Below are 19,600 nucleotides of genomic sequence, written 5' to 3' on the forward strand. Positions count from 1 at the left end.
TAACCAAGTATATTATCTCCTTTTCAATTCACGTCAAATGCATGACTAATCTTTTATTTTGTTAATTGATTGTAAAAACCCAGCCTTCCCAAGGAATCAAAATGCACTCGTGTATAATTCCTCTTCGTTTTACTTTAGAGGAATAGTTGTATGGCAAAATATCTTAAGCAGTTAGCTGTGAGCGGTTTATTAGTGGCTTATATCAACTTCGCAACCGCTGCTCATACCAACGACATCAAGCAACTTGTACAATTTCTTATCTCACCTGAACTGCTGATTGCCAGCAAAGATTCTCAAGCTGTTCCTTTAAGTTATTACATTGGCCATGGCGATGATATTGCAAGATATTTTGGTGATTATATTTGTTCCTCTAATAATACCTGCACGGTCATTGACAGCCTCTATACTAATCCTTACGCTATTCTTGGGCGTGGCTTACCTCCTCAACAGGGAACTGAGCAAGAAATTCTCCAAGCCCAAGCACAAATCGAACGAACTGATATGAAATACGGTGCCGATATTTATGATGCGTCTACCTGGCAAATTGCTTTAGCTTTGGCAGCCAAGAATGGCTATTTGGATCAAGATAAAGCAAAAACATTGATTGCCAATCAGTTACAAGCTATCTCTCATAAAGAAAACCGCGCAACAAATACAATGTTTCAATATGGCTATAAACAATCAATTAATGATCCTAAAATCGCTTTTACTTTTCGCATGATCACTACAAATTTTCAAAATAAAGACCCTTTCTACCAAACTAAGTATCAAGACTACATTAGATGGGACTATGATCCTGAAGAAATGGCTGAACATGATCCTCAGCATCATTCCCCAGATTTCTTTAAATATGTCAGTACCTGGTCGGATTGGAAACCTATTACCGGAGAAAATGCCTGGGCTCAATTAATCGGTCCATTGCAAGCGGAAGCAATACTTAACCATGGCAAAGTGGATTCAAATTCCCCTGCCTTAAAAAATGCCATCGCTAGCCTTTATGCATTTTCAGCAATGCAAGCGGGTATTGGTGCATTTTATTATGCCCCAGGAGGGTCGCAAGGTAATCAAGGCCCAATTCCTCAAGGCGAAATTTCAATTGAAAATAATTTTTCTGTCCTTGGCGGCTTACAAATTCTAAAACAAATCCTGCAAAATAGTGGCCAAACTCCTGAGGTTATCCAAGCATTAGCCTCTATCGATGTGATGCTAAATGGCGGAACCACCGTGAATGGCTACCAAACGATTGGCCTGTTAAGTTTCCTTTATAATGGCGCTTATGATAAGAAGCGAGGGGTCTTTTATACTCACGGCACAGCGGCTGACCCGGCATCAACTAACGGATGGGTTCCTGATACTTCACAACAAAGTGGGGCTATGGCGGTTGATATTAACACTTGGGGAACCTCTGCTTTGGGTGTTGAGACGATCGACAAATGGTATGGCGCCGGAACTGCATTAACGATTTGGAAGAACGTGCGCAATAAAGGAGGATATTTTAACAATGGGCAACTTTGGGGCGTTGGTTACACCTTAAATAATAATGCAGGTGACCAGCCTGAAAAAATCATGTCAACAGAATGGACAGCAGGGGCAATTAATACCCTTTATTCATTAATCGATTATTATGAAAAACGGGGAATCGATACCAGTGAGTTGAAAACTGATCTCGCCAGCATGCAAGAAGGGATTACACATCTTCGCAATGATTTATACCTATCTGCCAATTTTAATGGGGCAACACCCAAAGAATATTATGTAACCCTTCCAGAAACTGCAGGACAAGCTTATCTTTACGCAAGCAAACGCTTTGCTATACCCTTTGGCTGGAATGCCAATACTCTACCGAGCACCACATCAAATGCGTGGATATTAATGAACGAATTTAAATTCAACCCATTCCAATACTTAGGCAAATTAAGTGGTGAAAATTACCCTACTCCTCCCAAAGTAGCTATTAGCGGAGATATTCCTCCAAAAAATGAATCCTTACCTAAAGAAGTGACGGTTAAATTCACCGCTGGTGATTTAGGACCAATCACTGAGCTAAGCTTGAACTACAATCTGGACGGCTCTCAAACCAACTGGATTAACGCTGCCACAGTCGAAGAACGCGAAGGTGTTGCCACTTTACCAAAAGGAACGAAGGCCATTTCCATCGCCTTTTTTAATGAAGGATGGTCTGGGGCTTGCCAAATAAGGCCTGCGACAAAACTTTGTAAAGAGGATAACTGTAATGAGACTAAAGTAATTGGTACCCGTTGGAGTGCAGACGGAAAAGGCGATTGCAATTTAGTCAACTAACCGACACGAATCCCGCGGGAAACCGCGGGCATGATCGAATAAACTTCATTTCAAATAATTAAAATTTTATTTCAAATTTGCAAAAAATTAATTTGCTTTGAATTATTTGCTACAATCTGCTCCCAAAATGACTATGGAATTTGATGCCATTAGGTTAATTCCGATTGCTTAGAGAGTTGTTATGTATAAGATTGGTGAAGTATTAGCACTGGCTAATAAATTTGACAACTCATTCAAAAACCATACAATTCCCGAGCTTCCACAGGACTTACTTAAACAACTAACTTCTCTGCGAGAACTCGTTTGCCAACAGACGCATACTAATGGAACTTTGTTAACTCAGGTAACAATTTCTCTACTAATACGGGTTTATTTACTAGGCATTGGAATATTGGATAGAGAAGCCCATTACACTAATGAAGAAAAAATTAGAATCGCAAATAACATCATCACCTGTGCAAATTTAGTAGGTAGAGTCCTCACTCAATCAAATAATGAAGAAGCGTTTATTGATTTAGAAAAAATGCTCCATGCAGGTACCTTTGAATTGAGGGCATTTACATCGTGGAAACATCTCTTCCTCTCTGCAATTGACAATGTCATTAATGGTGTCAATACAGGTCGAGCCTTAATTTTTCGCAGCACCTATTCTCGCAGCCGCTTAGCCACGCGTGAGATAATTAGCGAGACTCTCCAGGAGTTTCTATTTGTTGCAAAAAATCAATTCACTACACGCAGCTTATTATCCTCATTACAACCCACAGAAACGTTCAGCAATTTTTATTTAGCAGAAAATCATAAAGCACATATTCTGCATCTCGACAAAGGGCTGTCCGACTTGTACCAAGCGTTTTATCATTACCATCAACAAGATAGGGAAAGGATTTCGGCAGCAAAAGCAATGATTGAATCGCTTGATTATTTTGCAAAACAATCTGCACTCGCTAAAGATAATCAAATTATCAATGCCTATGCCGAGCAAGCTTTTTTAGCAAGTCAAGAATTAGTTATTGAATTATTAAAAGACAGTAAACCTTCTGTTCAGCGGATGAAACGGTTAGCGGCCTGCTTTGAGCAAACTGCACATGTCATTGCAAACCCAGGCAAGAAATCCGAAGTTAAAAAATTGGAGAAACTGGTTGAAGAAAGTGACTATAAACGGTTTCATTGTGACAAGGAAAAAACAGCTTACGCAATCATTCATATTCTCGTTTCAGCAGCGCTTCTTGCTTTGGCGATAGTTGAAGCAGTCGTTAGCCATGGTATTTCGTTAGCAGCGCATTTGTGGATCATTGGTGCTGAAGGAGGAAGTTTAGGGGTTGGTTTCGGGCAACTTTATTACTTCTCAAGTAGTGAAATTAAAACTACTTTTTTCGCCGATTCGATGAGTAAACTGGCACAAGTTACCCGATCAAAATCAAAACATGAAGACTGGCGGGATAAAGGAGACATCGAGAATCGAAGAGAGCAACTACTTAATACGCTTTATCAAGATAGTTTGGCCAACAATTTTTATAATAAAGAGGTCAAACAGTTACTCTCCTCTTTGCAAGTGTTACGAAATAATGTGCATCAATCCAAGCAAACACTCATTTATTCGCAAGCACATGCTGTATTACAAAGTGCAGAAGAGCTGGCCATCGATTTAGTTCGCTCTAAGTATCCCTCGCAGATAAGAATCCAAAAATTGCGAGAGTGCGTTGATGCAGCGAACGCGGTTGTCTTGCAACCTGAAAATGTGCAAGCAATTAATCAATTAGTCACTTTAGTGAGTCATGGCGATTACGAAGCTAAAAAGATTATTAAACGAGATATTGTGATCGCCAGTTTATTAGCACTGGCAAGCATTGCTTTGTACATTGTCACCATCACAGGAACTATTTTTTCAGCTGGCGCTACTTCTGGAACAATTCTTTCACCGATTATGCTATCTGCGGTGGCCGCCCATAAATTTGCCAACTCAATTCATCGGGAGCGTACCCGCTTTAGTGAAGAGGCTAAAGCATTAACCGAATTTGCTCAAACTGCGGGAAAAAATTTAACCTCGCCATCACAGATAAGTGAATGTCCTGATGAAACCAGTTCCTTTCCCAGTTATAGGAGTTTCTAAGACTTAGTTTGCTACTGAAAAAGTAGCAATCATTTTATCGGATAGCTGAAGCTCTATCTGATCCCCCTGACGCAAGCGCCCGACTCCACCTGGGGTGCCGGTAAAAATTAAATCGCCTGCCTGAAGTGTGAACATTATACTTAGATAGTTAATGATATGGGGAATATCAAATATCATTTGCTGAACATGACCTTGCTGCCGCATTTCTCCATTTAATTTCATTGCAAATTCAAGCTGTTGCGGTTTGGCAACTTCCTCTGCAGGGATAAATTTGGATACGCAAGCCGCGTAGTCAAACCCTTTAGCCAAGGCCCAAGGTACCCCCCTTTCTTTTGCTTGAGCTTGTAGATCACGCGCCGTCAGATCGAGCCCAACTGCATAACCCGCAATACATGAAAATGCATCTTCTGGTTTAATTTGTTTTGAATCGTGACCAATTAGCAACACCAATTCGGTTTCGTAATCAATTTCACTGGAGAATGAGGGTAAGCGAATAACATGTTCTGTATTTAATGCAGAAGTTGGCTTTAAGAAGATAAGAGGAGTATTCTCCCGTTTGTTTTTCAATTCCGCTATATGATCACCATAATTACGCCCAACACAAAAAATATTACCGACAGTGACCGCATGATTCGTATTGTAAAAATAAACTTGTCTCAAAAAAATCTCCTGACTCGAGTAACGCATTAGTTTTGTCTAATTTAATGGATAATTCAATGTCTGTTTTCTAGTTAAAACGAATAAAAAAACTAGGAAGAGCGATTGTGTTACATTATATTTATGGTTTTTAGATTTACTTTAGAGTGATTTTTTGTGCATCAATATCAAGATTTAATTACAATTTTTAACGATTGCTTCGCTGAAAACTATAACACCAAATTAGTAAAAGGAGGTGATGAACCCCTTTATCTTCCTGCTAATGAACATTGCCCGTATCACGCCATTTTTTTTGCACATGGCTTTTTCAGCAGTGCTCTTCACGAATGCGCGCATTGGTTAATTGCAGGAGAGGAACGCAGAAAACAGGTGGATTTTGGTTATTGGTATGAACCCGATGGAAGAAACGCTGAGCAACAAAAACGCTTTGAAAAGGTCGAGGTAAAACCACAGGCCTTAGAATGGATTCTTTCAGTTGCCACCGGTTATCGCTTTCGAGTAAGTATCGATAATTTAAATGGTGTTGAATCGGATGCAGGGGCATTTAAGGAAGCTATTTATCAGCAAGTTCTAATCTATTGTGAAAAAGGATTATCTGAGCGGACAAATTTATTTCGCAATGCTTTATGCCAGTTTTATAAAACAAACCCTACTTTAAGAGCAACCGATTTTTTAAGGGAATCATTGGATTGATTTATTCCTTACTTTGCTCCTGAAAAAGTGCAACGAACTTGTCTTTAAGTTGCTTTGCACGATCAGAAATTGGAATAATCGCTTCACCCAAAGAGGCATAAACAGCTTTAATTTGTGGTAACGCAGTGAGGTGAGAAAGGTGTTCCCTGACAACCTCAATATCCCCTCTCTGCAATGGCCCGGTAAGTGCATTTTTGTGATTGAATTTTTGTAAATTTTGTATAGCCTCGCTCATGAGCATAGAGGTCATTTGATATGCTATATTTTCATCTACCCCCGCAAACCGGTAACATTCGCTGGCTAGGTAATGAAGACCTACTATGTAATTATTAGCAATAACACCAGCAGCATGATAAATGGGTTTCTGCTCCTTAGTTATTGGAAATAAGATTGCTCCCATACCAGTAAATAATGCATTCAAAGTGGGGAAAACAGCCTCATCTCCTTCGTATCCACAATAGGTACCGGAGAATTGCTCAACACTTAATTCGGGATTTGCAAAACTTTTAACCGGGTGCACACTGAAGGCATAACAACCAGCATCCCTGGCCTGCATAAGGACATCTGAAGATAATGAACCACTACAATGAATAATGATTGCTCCTTTAGCAACCTTTGCCTCGGCAATCAATTGGTTACAGACTGTTTCAATCAGATCATCACCTGTCGTAATAAAGTAAATATCTGCTGTTGGGAGTTCACTGTAATTGGTGCAACTCTTACCTGCACCGATAAATTCAACTGCTTTATCTGCACTTTTCAAAGAAGTAGTAACGACCCCCTCTACCTTACCCAAATGGTGTACTGTTATTAATCGCCCAAGCGTTTTTCCTAAATTGCCGCACCCAACAAAGTTAATCGCTAGCATTAATGATTTTCCTACAACTTGATTCACCTTTCAGCAATTATCGCTTATTTCGCAATGACTCACCAACCTGTGCTAAATCCTGAATCATTCAGTAAGCTTAAAAGATATTGCCCATATCCAGATTTGGCTAATCGGCTACCGGACGTTTCTAATTGCTCATCATTTATCCATTTTTGCCGCCAAGCAATTTCTTCAGGACAAGCGATTTTAAACCCCTGCCTTCGTTCAATCGTAGAAATAAAGTGAGAAGCTTCCAACATTGCTTCGTGAGTCCCTGTGTCAAGCCAGGTGTAACCTCGCCCCATAATCTCGACTTTAAGCAAGCCAGCCTGCAAATAACGGCTGTTGACATCAGAAATTTCTAACTCACCGCGTAGCGAAGGTTTGATTGATTCAGCAATCTCAACAACATGGGGATCATAAAAATATAATCCTGTTACAGCGTAACGGGATTTAGGATTCTTAGGCTTTTCTTCGATGCTTAGCGCCTGACCATTTTTATCAAATTCTACGACACCGTAACGTTCAGGATCATGAACAGGGTAAGCAAAAATACTGGCTCCAATTTCAATTTGCTGGGCCCGCAGTAAAATGGCCTTTAAATTATGGCCATAAAAAATATTGTCACCAAGTACTAATGAGCAAGGTGAACCGTTTAAAAATTCTTTAGCTATGATAAATGCCTGAGCTAATCCATCAGGAAAAGGCTGCGGTGCATAGCTTAAATTTAATCCCCACTGTGCCCCATCACCCATTAGCTCACAAAAATTAGGGAGATCGCGAGGAGTAGAAATCACCAAAATCTCTTGAATTCCTGCTAACATCAAAGTTGTTAATGGATAGTAAATCATTGGCTTATCAAAAATGGGCATCAATTGTTTGGAGATAGACAATGTTGCAGGATATAAGCGCGTGCCTGCGCCCCCGGCTAAGATAATTCCTTTTCTTTTCATGCACTCACTTCTTTTTGTTGTTGATGAAAATAATGTCTTTGAAGCCATTCTTGATGATTACGGGAGATTACGTCGTTTAGCCATTGTGAATTATTCAAATACCACTCGACAGTTTTTCTTATGCCGCTAGCAAACGTTTCGACTGGCTTCCAACCCAATTCACTTTCAATTTTCTGAGTATTGATTGCATAGCGTTTATCGTGTCCTGGTCGATCTTCAATGAAAGTAATCAATCGTTTATAGCTTCCTCTGCTGTTAGGTTGAAATTCATCGAGTAACTGACAAATCGTGCTAACAATTTCTAAATTAGTCATTTCGTTGTGACCACCTATATTATAGGTTGAGCCGATTTGTCCGAGCGACAACACGCATTCAATTGCCCGGCAGTGATCAATCACATATAACCAATCACGAATATTTTCTCCGTCACCATATAAGGGTAAGGTTTTACCAGCTAATGCATTGGTTATCATCAACGGAATAAGTTTTTCTGGGAATTGAAAAGGGCCGTAATTGTTAGAACAGTTGGTAGTAAGAACAGGGACACCATAAGTCTGATGCCAAACTCGAACTAAATGATCGCTAGCCGCTTTACTTGCTGCGTAGGGGCTATTAGGTTCGTAATTTTTCTTTTCGGTGAACGAAGGAGCATCTGCCATCAAAGAACCGTATACTTCATCCGTAGAAACGTGTAAAAACCGGAAGTTCCCTTTTGCTTCGGTACCCAGGTTTAACCAATATTCGCGCACTGACTCGAGCAGGTGGAAAGTACCTTCTATATTGGTTTTGATAAATTTTTCTGGATTATGAATAGATCGATCCACGTGACTTTCGGCAGCAAAATTAATTATTGCTCTTGGTTTAAAATTAACCAATAATTGCTTAAATAACGCCCTATCTGCGATGTTTCCGTATACAAATAAATAACGCTTGTCTTTTTTTACCGTCGATAAATTGTCGGGATTAGCGGCATAAGTTAGAGCATCGACATTAAGGACTGGTTCATCATGTGTCTTTAGCCAATTCAAAATAAAATTAGCACCAATAAACCCACATCCTCCAGTTACTAGAATCATTAGACTATCCTTTTGTCCAAATTCATCGAATGATAATCACAAAAAATTTTCCATTTCTGTAAATCGATGAGGTCAACCCACACCATTATTGAATGGTTTTTTGATCAAAATATCCGATGTTTTAAGAAAGTGCTGGATCTGCCGTTCCATCCACATGGCCAACTAATTTGCTGGCAATACCCATGACAATGCCGTAGGGAGGAACTGATTTAGTCACAATCGCCCCCGCTCCTATCATTGCCCCTTCACCAATTGTAAGGCCGGGCAAAATCACTGCACCCGCCCCTATTGAGGCCCCTTTTTTAATATGCGTTTGCAAAAATTTTTCTGGATATTGCTTTGAACGTGGGAATTTATCGTTAGTAAATGTTACATTTGGACCGATAAATACATCTTGCTCAATGCGAATCCCATCCCAAAGCTGAACACCCGATTTAATTGTTACTCTATCACCAATGATTACATCATTTTCAATAAAACAATGAGAGCAGACATTAACTTCAGCGCCGATTTTAGCCTGAGGCAAGATGACAACAAACTGCCAAATTCTTGTACCTTTGCCGATCGTTTGTGATTGCACATCAGCCGTTTGATGTATGACAATTGATTTATCCATTAAAAATCAATCAAAGCCTGTTTTTTAGATAGCAGGAGTATAGTCTGAACAAAAATAGAAGTCTATTGTTGCCATTTAGAGCAGACACCTTGGCAAAGGCTATTCTATTGGGGAATCAATAAATAATTAACGGTAAATTCCCCTCCAATGCACATCCCTAAATTGTTGCCCCACTTTTCGGCATCCTTTTTTGTTATCGTGTCTGGAATTTGGGAATAATATTTTGCCTGGCATTTGTCAAAGCTTGCAGGGATCAATGTCAGGCACTTTTCGTAGTCAATTTTTGCAGCTTTCATCTTTTTATTTAAGTCCGAATCTTGAATAAAACTTTTGCAGATTATCTCCGGTGCCAATTCCTTGAGGTCGCGAATCCAGGCATCTTTTGGCGTTTCGTCCGCAAATACCAAAGTAGAAAGAAAAGCGAAACCTATACTAATTATTATTCTAAAGAATAGGTTATTACGCATGATGGTATTTCCTTGTTATTCTATTAATTAAAAGAATAGATGCCGTTGGTCTATTTTTCCATATTAGGACCACTATACTTATTTAGACAGAAAAATTTGGAATGAAATAAAATGGAAAACAAACAAATTAGGATGCCTGGTTCCGATCACCCTATAACCATCGAACAAAATACAAATCGCGTGATCATTAAAATTGAAGAAAACGTGATTGCTGATACCTATAACGCTTTGATTTTACGTGAAGCTAATTATCCTCCGGTTCAATATATTCCTCGTGAAGACGTCAATATGGCATTATTGCAGCCAAGTACTCATAAAACCTTCTGTCCTTATAAGGGCAACTGCTCTTATTACAACGTCGCTATCGACGATAAAAAAATTGAAAACGCAGCTTGGTCCTATGAAAATCCTCACAACGCTGTGGAACGAATCAGAGGATATATTGCTTTTTATCCCGAACGGGTCGACTCGATTAACGAAACGCAATTTGCTTAAATAACTGGCTTGAGCGATTCAAACGCTTGTTGTAAAAATTCGTATGCTAGTTTGTTTATTCCGGGGCAATTTGATTCTCGAGGACCGGCAATATTGAGCACGACAACATGATGCTCTTTCAGCCACTTTCTTAGCTGCTCTAATGCTCTCCTCTCTTTTTCATCCAATCTTATAATTAAACAAGGCTTGTTTTGCTGCTGAGCCTCTGTGATTGTAAGGTATGTGCCGTCTGTTATTTCCTTAGGCAGCGGCCAGGTAGGTACGATAACCAAAGTTCCATCCGAATCACGAATATTCAGTTTAGTCCTTTCTTGAGGATCTGCAGTCGCGGTTTCCTTTAAGGAAGGGTATTGCCTGCGGATACAAAGGCCATTCTCATCCAATCCATCTTTTGGACACCATCCTCCCCAAGGAATCCCCATTTGTTCGGCAATTGCAAGACCGGCCTGATCCACTCCGGTTTGGCCACCTGAGACAATTTTAAACATTTATAAACTCTGAGACTGGGTATAACTATGGATTATACCCACCCATAACTAGAACGAAAATATCCAAGATATCTCTCTTTAGCATGATGACTGCGAAAGCACCACTAGGACTCCATCATTGTAAAAACTAATGCAGCGCCTTCGATACACTTGGTTAGTTCAAAATATAAATATTAGAGAGTGCGATTTAAATTTTCTTTAGTCCCATTATTCAAGAACAATAGGGCTTTCGATTTAGTCGGTAAGCATCCTTGCTTACATCATCATCGATGAAGATAGATTCTCCGCGTCAATCTCCTCAGCCCGGGCCAACCCTAAGTCAGAAAACAATCTGGGCCTAGCCGTTGTAAATTGTTCTTGCAGCAACCTAAAGAGCGTTTGTCGTTCATTTGGAGAATAATTTTTTGTTGCATCAATAAATGCTTCTTTATTAAAAGCCTTATCCTCACCAGAACCGCTCATGTAATATTCTTTAAAATAAGTAGGGTAAGTGCGCAACAAAATTTTAGCGTGGTCAAACAGCTTTTCCCTGAGACAATGCACAAGAATATCATCGCTATTTTCGTCGATAAAAGAGAATAGCTGATGCAAGTTAACCTCTTCTTGCTCTTTAATTACGTTCATCACTGCTTGAAAGTCTTCTTTGTCTAAAGTAGAGATCGCCTTATGCAAAAAGGTCTTATCGGTACGATCATGCACACATAAATTTGCTTTGTTATTAATGAGTAACTTAATTATTTCCACATAAGCACGCTTATTATCAAGAGTAGCTGAGTAGCCAATTAATGCAAAAAACAGGGGACAATTGCCTGAGTGATGTTGTTGTTGATTAATATTGGCTCCCTTATCAATAAGCCACCGAACATTTTCAAATTGGCCTAAATAGCAAGCGAGCATCAACGGAGTGAATACATCTGCTTGCTCGAACCTAAGGATATTTCGACGATATTTTCTGAGATAAGGAAGATTTATTTCTTCGGGCTCATAGGGAATATCGATTGTGGATAAATTTTTATTTCCTAAAATAGCCTTCCCTATATTCGTTGCAAGCAAGTTATTTGATCTTTTTATGTCCAGCTCTGGCATATCTATAGGTGGCCTAACTGTCTGATATGAATAAGCAGAATATAAGTCTTCGGTCGATCTCCAATTGTCACTGGGACTTAGAAAATAAAAATGCTTCGATGCGTTTTCATCATAAACATTATAGTCCACTAAAAATTGCTGCCCTGCCTTGATATCTGTCGTTGTTATTACTTTTACAACTTTTTGATACTGCAATCGACCTGCTACGAAGCATACATTAGCTTGAGTATCTGAGAAATTAATATAGCGCGTGTAGTTCCCAGAAGTACTCGAATCAATTATCTTTTCTCCAATAGTCATCGCATAATTACCATTGGCTTCAGCGTTTTCTTTTAGATATGCCTCAAACTCATCCAATGAATATTCTTTCCCTGTATAAAGACCCACACAAGTTCCTTTAGGAATGTCACACCTAGCAAATAAACCATGTCCATCCATATTCGTTAATAACGAAACTTTCCGGACAGTAACCCAATCAGGCTTATCTAAAGGAGAAGGAATGTAAGAATCCAAAGGCATGTCTTCTAATCCTAGATCTTTTAGGGTTTGTTGTAAGAAAGGGGGGTCGGATTTGTCACTAACGCTTGCAATCAATTTCCTTTTCTTACGCGGTTCTTCTGAAAAAAATGAAATTGGGTCCTTTCTTTTTTTTGATGTTTGAGATTCAGAGGAGGTATACGCAATCGGAGTATGTATTACAAAACCTTCAAATTTTTTAGGAAAAGATCTTTTTCGTTTGGTGTGTCTTAGCATGATAAAATTCTTAGTTGGTGTTTTTAGGCTTCAGAGCACTCTAAGTGATTATATAAATGCTCATTAGCGTAATAAGGGAACAGAATTTTATATTAATTTTATTTATGTTGCAAAATTTAAACTCTTTGTGGATTTAAAAGAATCATTTAAGGATTTAATTAAACATTTCACACTGGGAACAACCTTTTTCTTTTTTACAGTGTATTAAAGATGATTGTTAAATAGCACTGCAATTCACTGTTAGTCATTGTGAGATCAATATAATCCTCAAAAGATGCATCAGAAAAATAGCAGTGCCAGAAAGGATAAATTGACCATAGTTCAAACTTAACTTACCAGGCCAAGTTTGAACTATTAAGTCTTGAGGGTTTTAGTTTAATTTTTCTTTGGCATATATTTTCATCGCTTCCACTAAAAACTCAACCAAATCAGGATGATAATTCGTATAGAAGCTCTTAAAATCAGGGTGTTCAAGGTACATCTGCCCAAGACCAATATAACTTTCTTGAGTTGGCGTCCAAAATTTTTTCACCCATTGATAATGCCTTTGAATCAAATCTTGAACCTCTTTGGCTTCAGGTTTCGCTCCATTAAGGATAGCATTCACTAATCCTTGATTAATTTCCTCACCCTCCCGCTGATGATCTTCCCAATTGTTTTTTTTCCAGTGACGAACATTTTTCCAACTTTCGTCAATTTGCTTTTGTGTTACTTTTCCCGTTTGCAGTAAGTAATTCTCATACTCCTGCTGCTTTTTCGGATCGAAGCCTTCATACATTTCAATGTCACTCATGATCAAATTTCCTCTAATATGTGAAATAGTTTTATCAATAGTTTTAGTCAGGATCTTGATTCGTTTAAGATCTTCCAAGAGGATAGATTTATGCTCAGTCAATGCTTCAATCTTATCAAAGCCATCGCTATGAATTATCCTCTGTATATCATTTAGAGAAAATCCAAGCTCACGGAAAAATAGAATTTGCTGCAACATCAGAAGCTGCTCTTCCTCGTAGTAACGGTACTGGTTTTCTCCGTAATAAGCCGGCTTTAATAAACCAATCTCGTCATAAAAACGAAGAGTACGCGGACTCACACCTGAGATCTTAGCTAATTTTTTTACCGTGTAGGACATTTTATTTTCCTCTAAATTGACAAATCACACGATAAGGGATTACGTAACGGAAAAGTCAAGGCCAAAATTAAATTCCTTATTTTCTTTCTTTGCTTAATAGTGCTATTTTTCAGCAAGGAAACGGATTTTCTTAGAGGGATACTAAATATGCTAAGGATTGCGATAATTTTATTTAGCTTTGCTGCATGTTTGGGACTAACCATCGCAATACCTATTTTAAAAAATGAATACCCTCGAAAAATAATGGTTTTTTTGCATGGGATCGTGGCAATTTCAGCGATAATAGCCCTGTTCATTGCTATGATTTTAGAACATATGCATCCTTTATTAATCGTGAGTGTGGTTTTATTTATCTTTACAGCCTCTTTTGGTATTTGCATCTTTAAAATTAACATAGTACAAAAAGATGATCTCTTTAAATTACTCGTTATTTTTCATTTGTTGCTTGCAATGGTTTCCTTCATAGTACTGATCACTTATCTAATAGCAGCGCACAAATTCGGAGCAACCGGCTACTGATTGGACACCACTTTCGAGCCTATCTCCTTACAGTAACTGTTAATCCTATTGCCAGCTCGAACTTTGCTAAAGACCTTCCCTTAAATGAGGGGATTCTTAAATTAAGATCAACCAAGCTTAGCCACTGTCGCTTATTTCCATGCAATTATTTCGGGAGATTTCCGGCCTGACGATAATGAAGAGCTGCCCGGTATTCCCAAAATTATCGGCACGACAGCAACCATTTCGTCAGGAATTCCTATTTCAGCTTTCCACTCCGGCAAATTCAAAGCGGGGACAGCAAAACCGATGACTCGCGATCCAAGACCATGGGCATAGGCACTGAGCATGAGGTTTTCAGCTGCAAGCCAACAATCTGCTGCGACAAATGAGTCTTGGAATTTGCTGCAGATAACTATTAATGTACTCGCATTGTAAAAGATATTGAATTCGGGTTGATCAACAACATTAAGAACATGTTTCTTCTTTTCTGACTGGGTTTTTAGAGATTCATCACGCAATATGTGTTTTGCACTCTCAGATATGCGATCTAACATGTCTTGATTCTGGATAATTGCAAAAGCGCAGGGCTCTTCATGAAGGGCGGAAGGGGCTTGTACTGCCGCATCAAGGAGTATACTAATGAGATCTTTACTCACTTTTTTTGGCTGATAGTCTCGTACGGAACGACGATTATAGATAGCATCCATCAAGCTTATAGTATTGGGGACAACCATAACAATTCCTTATGTGATTACTTTATAATTATTAGTGTAGTGAACTTTTTAACTATTTTTGAGGTTTCTTAGTAAGGCTGGGAGAGTGGCAAGCCCCAACTGCCTATACTGACATACATTGAATTATAGACCTAACAGCTTAAACACAGAGCTTATCGGTCTGCTCCCACCATGGACAGGTGTATTTACTTGCATGATCTCTAATGTAAATATAATGTGTTCATTTTTTACAGTCTTCTTGCAACTATGCATTTTTTTGATAGGCTCTTAACATATAGATAAAAATAGAGAATTTACTTCATGAAATTCATCTTAACCCTACTTATTTTTTGTTTGATATGTCCTAGCCTGCATGCTGAAAAACTCATAGTCGGTACATCACCCTTTAATCCCCCCATGGAAATTCAAGCGACTAAAAATAATGTGTTCACTGGATTTGAAATTGATCTTGTGAATGAAATTTGCCGTCGAATCAATGCAACTTGTGCCTACCATCCCATGACGTTTGAAAAAATTATGAAAGCCGTCGCATCAGGGAAAGTTGATTTAGGCATAGATGGTTTTTTTATTACCCGAGAACGGCTAGACCAATATTTGTTTAGCCAACCTTATTTGCAGACTAAAGCCCAATTATTTGCAAGAACTGATTCCAATATTGATAGCACCAATATCAATACAGGCAAACGTATCGGAGTGGAAGCAGGTACTGTATTCAGATCTCTCCTGTTGCAAATGTACAGTAATGTTAAAGTGATTAGCTACGATAACCAGCCGGATATGTTGAAAGACCTAGCCGATAACGACATCGATCTTATTATGTTCGATTACATCGGAGCATCATACTGGGTTAACAACAGCCAAGGTATTTTTAAGCTGGTTGGTAAAGCGATACCATTCGGTATGGGTTATGGCATTATGGCTAACCTCAACCAAGGTCAACTTATCTCTCGAATCAATAATGCATTGATTGCCATGCAAAATGATGGGACTTATTTATCAATTTACTCCCGCTATTTCGGCACGGCGTAATTCCGGTTTCTTTACATAGTAATCTAGCCAAAGCTTGTGTGGATTGAAATCCTTGTTCACCATGGTAATTCAACTAAACTGGAGAGGTGTTGATTCAAATTCATCATCCGCTTCATAAGCTACTTCAACGGTGTCAGAGCTCCTGTAAATCAAACCAGTACTTAAATCTATTTGCGAAACCGAACCAGGATCCCCTTTTATCAAATTAATCTTTTTCCCTAAAGTCTCTTCTAACATGAATGCAATCAAAATTCCTGGAATTTCATCTTCAGGTATTTCATTTTCTGAATCTGACGAATGAAGTTCTCCCTCAGCATATTCATTTTCAGTTAAATAATCAGGTTTAGGGCCGTAAATAATTGAAATTTGCGTCTCAATATCAAGTAAGTTCACCTGATATTTTTTAAGATAATCTGATAATTCCTTCAAATCATTTTGTAAAAACCTATCAATTTCTGAAACAGCAATTTGCAAATGGCTATCCACAACGATTCTTTGCTTAGTATTGGCTATCACAAGACGTATACAGTACTCAAGAGATTGCTCTTCAAGAGCGATTCGGCCATTACAATTAGAAAATATGAAAATCCCCATTCCATCTTGTTTTAGATGGGGTATCTCACCCCGCAAAACAGTTTGGGTATTGAGTAACAAGACAGGGCCATCAGAACATGTATCAAATAGGCTGATACTCCAATCAGGGTTATTTTGATTACGTGCAATCAATTCATAAAGTCCGACTGAGCAACCCTGCGTTCCGGTATGATCATCTTGAACTAAATTCGTCTTATTCATCTGACAAACTAAGTTTTGCTCTAATCCATACTTCTTATCAGAGTTGGTAAAGAAGCCGAGCCGTTTTTGCTTAGCCGCTGTGGTTTGAATTTCTTTTTGCCCAGACCCCGTCATTGCGGAAGAATTTTCATATTTTCGTTTCATTTAAAATTAAAAATGGGTAAATTTGACAATAATATTAACACTAAATATATTTAACTGACATTTATTCTAATTATCCATCCATTTTTCCCTCAATGGACATTAAAAATCCTGAGCAACATGGGTTTCCAAACAGGATAAACACTAATAACAAATAAGCGCTATCCTTGATTGCTGCGTCCCTTGTCACCTCTAATGACTTTAGTTTTACCAAAGCAACCCCAGCCAATAAGCCTTTATTTTTTACTACAACGTCGGTGCTAAAGATTGTGTGTAATCAGCATCCGATTTTTTCTCCTCGTTGATTATGCTTTCGACTTGCTCATTCACATACTCTAAGCAACGATTAAATTTCTTATGCGGATAGGTTCTACAGATATACTCTAAAGCCTGATTGCTTCGGATGGGTGGTTGATATGTGGCTGAAACGGTTTCCCCATGAAACATACCATCATAATCGTCAGGTAAGTCAGATAGAAATTTATCTCTTTTTATCACTTTAGTGTAATTGATTTGTTCTATTAGGTCGTGATGAATAAACGAAGAAAGGTAGCTGCTGCTTTTTACACGAATGCCAGAATGTCCCTCTTTAATAATATCAAGTAAAATTTTTTGCTTACTAACCCGTTTAATAAGGTGATCCTGGCCATCAGCAAGGTAAGATTGATCAACAACCAAAAACCCATCTCGAATTATCCCCTCGCACAAAAAATAATCCTTTAATTCCACTGCCCCTCCAATTATTGTCCATGCATCAACTGCTAATAATTTATGCAAAGGAAGATCACGCAAACGGATATTTTTTCTACCTATAGAACCTACTACTACAAAGGTATGGGGAATGGTTTCCCCAGCCACATTCAAACCACAAATATTTATAACTGTGCCCACGGGTAATATTGCTCGTAGCAAAGTTGCTAGTACAAACGCATGTTGATCGCATGAACCAGTTAAACTGAGAACTGCAGCAGCAGCATTTCTTTCAACATAACTGCGATGCTTTCTCGATTCAGTTTTAGGCGTGTAAAAAAAGAATGTCTGAGGAGTCCCGCTTTTGAACGTTTTAAACCAATTGGCCTTATTTTTTATTTTAGGGGGTTCTTCGTCCTCACCACGATCAACCTGGCTTAAATAGAGCCAGTTGCCTCGATACATTCCGGCCATCATAGATAGGCCTTGGCTTTCCTTAACATCACTCCAATTATTCTCAGCACCTAGGCCAAGCAACATTTTTGTTATCTGTGCTGCTGCATCACATAATTCAACTATGTTAAAAGAATCGAGTGCTCTTCTTTTCTTTGCTCTCTCCGGAGAAGATCCCCTTTCGTTAGCATGTGCCCGTTTTAGCTCAGCTCGAACTGTATCTTCAGAAGTCGCCATTCATTAATCCATTTGTAAAATGTGGTGTAGTATAGAATATTTTATTAACAAAAGAGTAATTTTATATTTACAGTGTAAAATTATTCGTCTTTTAAATTCTCACTACAGACTGCTGGGTAAGAGATCAAGTGCTTTTATTTAGGTTTAGAAACAAGGAGATTTCACTAAGCAAAAGAATTTAGACGGTGCGAAAAATCGCCATCAGCATTTTTATCCTCGGCAATGATTTTTCCTACCTGTTCTTCTACATACTCTAAGCATCGAATAAATTGTTCATGAGGGTAGTTTTTACAGATGTATGCATGAGCCTCTATATTTTTAGCTGATTGCACATATTTTTCTGAAATAGTTGGCGCGCAAAACATGCCTTCATAATCAGAGGGGAACTCGGATAAGTACTTATCCCGCTTAATCAATTGAGTATAATTAGCCTCATCTTCGAGCGAATTGATAGTGGCGCCAGTTAAATAACGGCTAGGTTCTACCACAACATCAGGATCGCCTGCCTTGATAATATCCAATAGTATTTTTTGCTTACTAACGCGTTTGATAAGATGATCTTTACCATCTGCAATATAAGATTTATCCACAACTAAAACGCCATGCCTAACCGCTCCATCGCAAACAAAAAAATCTTTCAGCAATATAGCTCCCCCTACTGTTGGCCAAGCGTCTACTGCTAATAATGAATCTAAAGGAAGATCGGTTAAAGGTACCCTTGAATTTTGCCTCAAACTACCAATTACGACAAAAGTATGAGGGAAATTTTTTTCTCCCATTCTTAACCCGCAAATATTTATTTGAGTCCCTTTGGGCAATATCGCGCGTAATAAAGTCGCTAATACAAAGGCATGTTGATCGCATGAACCAGTTAAACTGAGTACTGCAGCAGCAGCATTTCTTTCAATGTAGTTTTTATGCGTTCTAAATTCGGTTTTAGAAGGGTAATAAAAGAATGTTTGTTGAATTCCTGATCGAAAAGCATTCAACCAATTTGTCTTTCTTTCTTTTGGGCAATCAGCAAAATCGCCATGATCCGTACGGCTCAAATATAACCAATTTTCTCTATATCTCCCTGCTTCTTTAGAACGGCCCCGGCTTTCTTGCACATCATCCCAATTATTTTCAGCGCCAAGAGCAAGTAACATTTTTGTGATACGAGCGGTAGCATCACACAAATCAAATAAACTTAAAGGTGTTGTTCTTGCTTTTTTTTTCGGTTGAGGAGTTTGATAAATTTGCACTTCATGGCGGTGTTTACGGCGATTTAACACTACTTTTAATTCATCTTCTGAGATTGACATATTACAGTGGGGAAAGAACAA

At 38.6% G+C, this 19,600-nt stretch carries 19 protein-coding genes; 6 read left to right on the forward strand and 13 right to left on the reverse strand.

Translation table 11 applies throughout. The annotated features are described in order from the left end of the window. Positions 1-150: 150 nt before the first annotated feature. The gene (locus LMI_RS13445) at positions 151-2,301 is read left to right on the forward strand and encodes a hypothetical protein (RefSeq protein ID WP_045100246.1); all 2,151 of its coding nucleotides are present in this window, start codon (positions 151-153) and stop codon (positions 2,299-2,301) included. 181 nt (positions 2,302-2,482) lie between these two features. Next, positions 2,483-4,411: a hypothetical protein gene (locus tag LMI_RS13450; RefSeq protein WP_045100247.1), complete on the forward strand. Its 1,929-nt coding sequence runs from the start codon at positions 2,483-2,485 to the stop codon at positions 4,409-4,411. 3 nt (positions 4,412-4,414) lie between these two features. On the opposite strand, the gene LMI_RS13455 is transcribed toward LMI_RS13450, so the two are convergent. After that, positions 4,415-5,071 (reverse strand): fumarylacetoacetate hydrolase family protein, encoded by a 657-nt coding sequence (locus LMI_RS13455; RefSeq protein WP_045100248.1) that lies wholly within the window; start codon positions 5,069-5,071, stop codon positions 4,415-4,417. 153 nt (positions 5,072-5,224) lie between these two features. On the opposite strand from LMI_RS13455, the gene LMI_RS13460 reads away from it, so the two are divergent. Further along, a complete protein-coding gene (locus tag LMI_RS13460; RefSeq protein ID WP_045100249.1) occupies positions 5,225-5,761 on the forward strand; it encodes an elongation factor P hydroxylase in 537 nt (178 codons plus the stop codon). A 1-nt stretch (position 5,762) separates the two neighbouring features. Here the strand turns inward: LMI_RS13460 and LMI_RS13465 are convergent, their stop codons facing one another. From LMI_RS13465 to LMI_RS13485, 5 genes are all read right to left on the reverse strand, one after another. Then, a complete protein-coding gene (locus LMI_RS13465) occupies positions 5,763-6,629 on the reverse strand; it encodes a Rossmann-like and DUF2520 domain-containing protein (RefSeq protein WP_045100250.1) in 867 nt (288 codons plus the stop codon). 59 nt (positions 6,630-6,688) lie between these two features. Further along, positions 6,689-7,582, reverse strand: a complete 894-nt coding sequence (gene rfbA / locus LMI_RS13470) for a glucose-1-phosphate thymidylyltransferase RfbA (RefSeq protein WP_045100251.1) — start codon at positions 7,580-7,582, stop codon at positions 6,689-6,691. Further along, a complete protein-coding gene (gene rfbB, locus LMI_RS13475; RefSeq protein WP_045100252.1) occupies positions 7,579-8,658 on the reverse strand; it encodes a dTDP-glucose 4,6-dehydratase in 1,080 nt (359 codons plus the stop codon). Before rfbB ends, rfbA begins: the two co-directional genes overlap by 4 nt. A gap of 121 nt (positions 8,659-8,779) precedes the next feature. Continuing rightward, the gene (locus tag LMI_RS13480; protein ID WP_045100253.1) at positions 8,780-9,274 is read right to left on the reverse strand and encodes an acyltransferase; all 495 of its coding nucleotides are present in this window, start codon (positions 9,272-9,274) and stop codon (positions 8,780-8,782) included. Between the two features lie 104 nt (positions 9,275-9,378). Further along, positions 9,379-9,741 carry a hypothetical protein gene (locus tag LMI_RS13485; protein ID WP_052679588.1) on the reverse strand — a complete coding sequence of 121 codons (363 nt, stop codon included), beginning with the start codon at positions 9,739-9,741 and terminating at the stop codon, positions 9,379-9,381. Positions 9,742-9,852: 111 nt separating this feature from the next. Between LMI_RS13485 and LMI_RS13490 the strand changes: the two genes are divergently transcribed. After that, positions 9,853-10,236 carry a DUF427 domain-containing protein gene (locus LMI_RS13490; protein WP_045100254.1) on the forward strand — a complete coding sequence of 128 codons (384 nt, stop codon included), beginning with the start codon at positions 9,853-9,855 and terminating at the stop codon, positions 10,234-10,236. Here the strand turns inward: LMI_RS13490 and LMI_RS13495 are convergent. The 3 genes from LMI_RS13495 to LMI_RS13505 all read right to left on the reverse strand — a co-directional run bounded on the left by LMI_RS13495 (position 10,233) and on the right by LMI_RS13505 (position 13,695). Next, positions 10,233-10,724: a putative molybdenum carrier protein gene (locus LMI_RS13495; RefSeq protein WP_045100255.1), complete on the reverse strand. Its 492-nt coding sequence runs from the start codon at positions 10,722-10,724 to the stop codon at positions 10,233-10,235. The two genes, LMI_RS13490 and LMI_RS13495, sit on opposite strands and share 4 nt — an antisense overlap. A 255-nt stretch (positions 10,725-10,979) precedes the next feature. Further along, on the reverse strand, positions 10,980-12,404 hold the full coding sequence (gene ankI / locus LMI_RS13500) for a Dot/Icm T4SS effector AnkI/LegAS4 (RefSeq protein ID WP_161939862.1): 1,425 nt from the start codon (positions 12,402-12,404) through the stop codon (positions 10,980-10,982). A gap of 529 nt (positions 12,405-12,933) precedes the next feature. Beyond that, complete coding sequence (locus LMI_RS13505; protein ID WP_045100256.1) at positions 12,934-13,695, reverse strand: MerR family transcriptional regulator; 762 nt, start codon at positions 13,693-13,695, stop codon at positions 12,934-12,936. A 147-nt stretch (positions 13,696-13,842) separates the two neighbouring features. On the opposite strand from LMI_RS13505, the gene LMI_RS13510 reads away from it, so the two are divergent. Next, on the forward strand, positions 13,843-14,214 hold the full coding sequence (locus LMI_RS13510) for a hypothetical protein (protein ID WP_045100257.1): 372 nt from the start codon (positions 13,843-13,845) through the stop codon (positions 14,212-14,214). 131 nt (positions 14,215-14,345) lie between these two features. Here the strand turns inward: LMI_RS13510 and LMI_RS13515 are convergent, their stop codons facing one another. Beyond that, entirely contained in the window at positions 14,346-14,930 is a 585-nt protein-coding gene (locus LMI_RS13515; protein WP_045100258.1) for a nitroreductase family protein, read from the reverse strand. A gap of 300 nt (positions 14,931-15,230) precedes the next feature. Between LMI_RS13515 and LMI_RS13520 the strand changes: the two genes are divergently transcribed. After that, positions 15,231-15,959 carry a transporter substrate-binding domain-containing protein gene (locus LMI_RS13520; RefSeq protein ID WP_045100259.1) on the forward strand — a complete coding sequence of 243 codons (729 nt, stop codon included), beginning with the start codon at positions 15,231-15,233 and terminating at the stop codon, positions 15,957-15,959. 69 nt (positions 15,960-16,028) lie between these two features. Here LMI_RS13520 and LMI_RS13525 read toward each other — a convergent pair whose 3' ends face one another. From LMI_RS13525 to LMI_RS13535, 3 genes are all read right to left on the reverse strand, one after another. Beyond that, on the reverse strand, positions 16,029-16,898 hold the full coding sequence (locus tag LMI_RS13525) for a hypothetical protein (protein WP_143001043.1): 870 nt from the start codon (positions 16,896-16,898) through the stop codon (positions 16,029-16,031). Between the two features lie 243 nt (positions 16,899-17,141). Next, positions 17,142-18,275, reverse strand: a complete 1,134-nt coding sequence (locus tag LMI_RS13530) for a hypothetical protein (RefSeq protein ID WP_045100261.1) — start codon at positions 18,273-18,275, stop codon at positions 17,142-17,144. A 164-nt stretch (positions 18,276-18,439) separates the two neighbouring features. Further along, entirely contained in the window at positions 18,440-19,579 is a 1,140-nt protein-coding gene (locus LMI_RS13535) for a hypothetical protein (protein ID WP_045100262.1), read from the reverse strand. Positions 19,580-19,600 lie beyond the last annotated feature (21 nt).

Origin of the sequence: Legionella micdadei (assembly GCF_000953635.1) — a bacterium.
Taxonomy (GTDB): domain Bacteria; phylum Pseudomonadota; class Gammaproteobacteria; order Legionellales; family Legionellaceae; genus Tatlockia; species Tatlockia micdadei.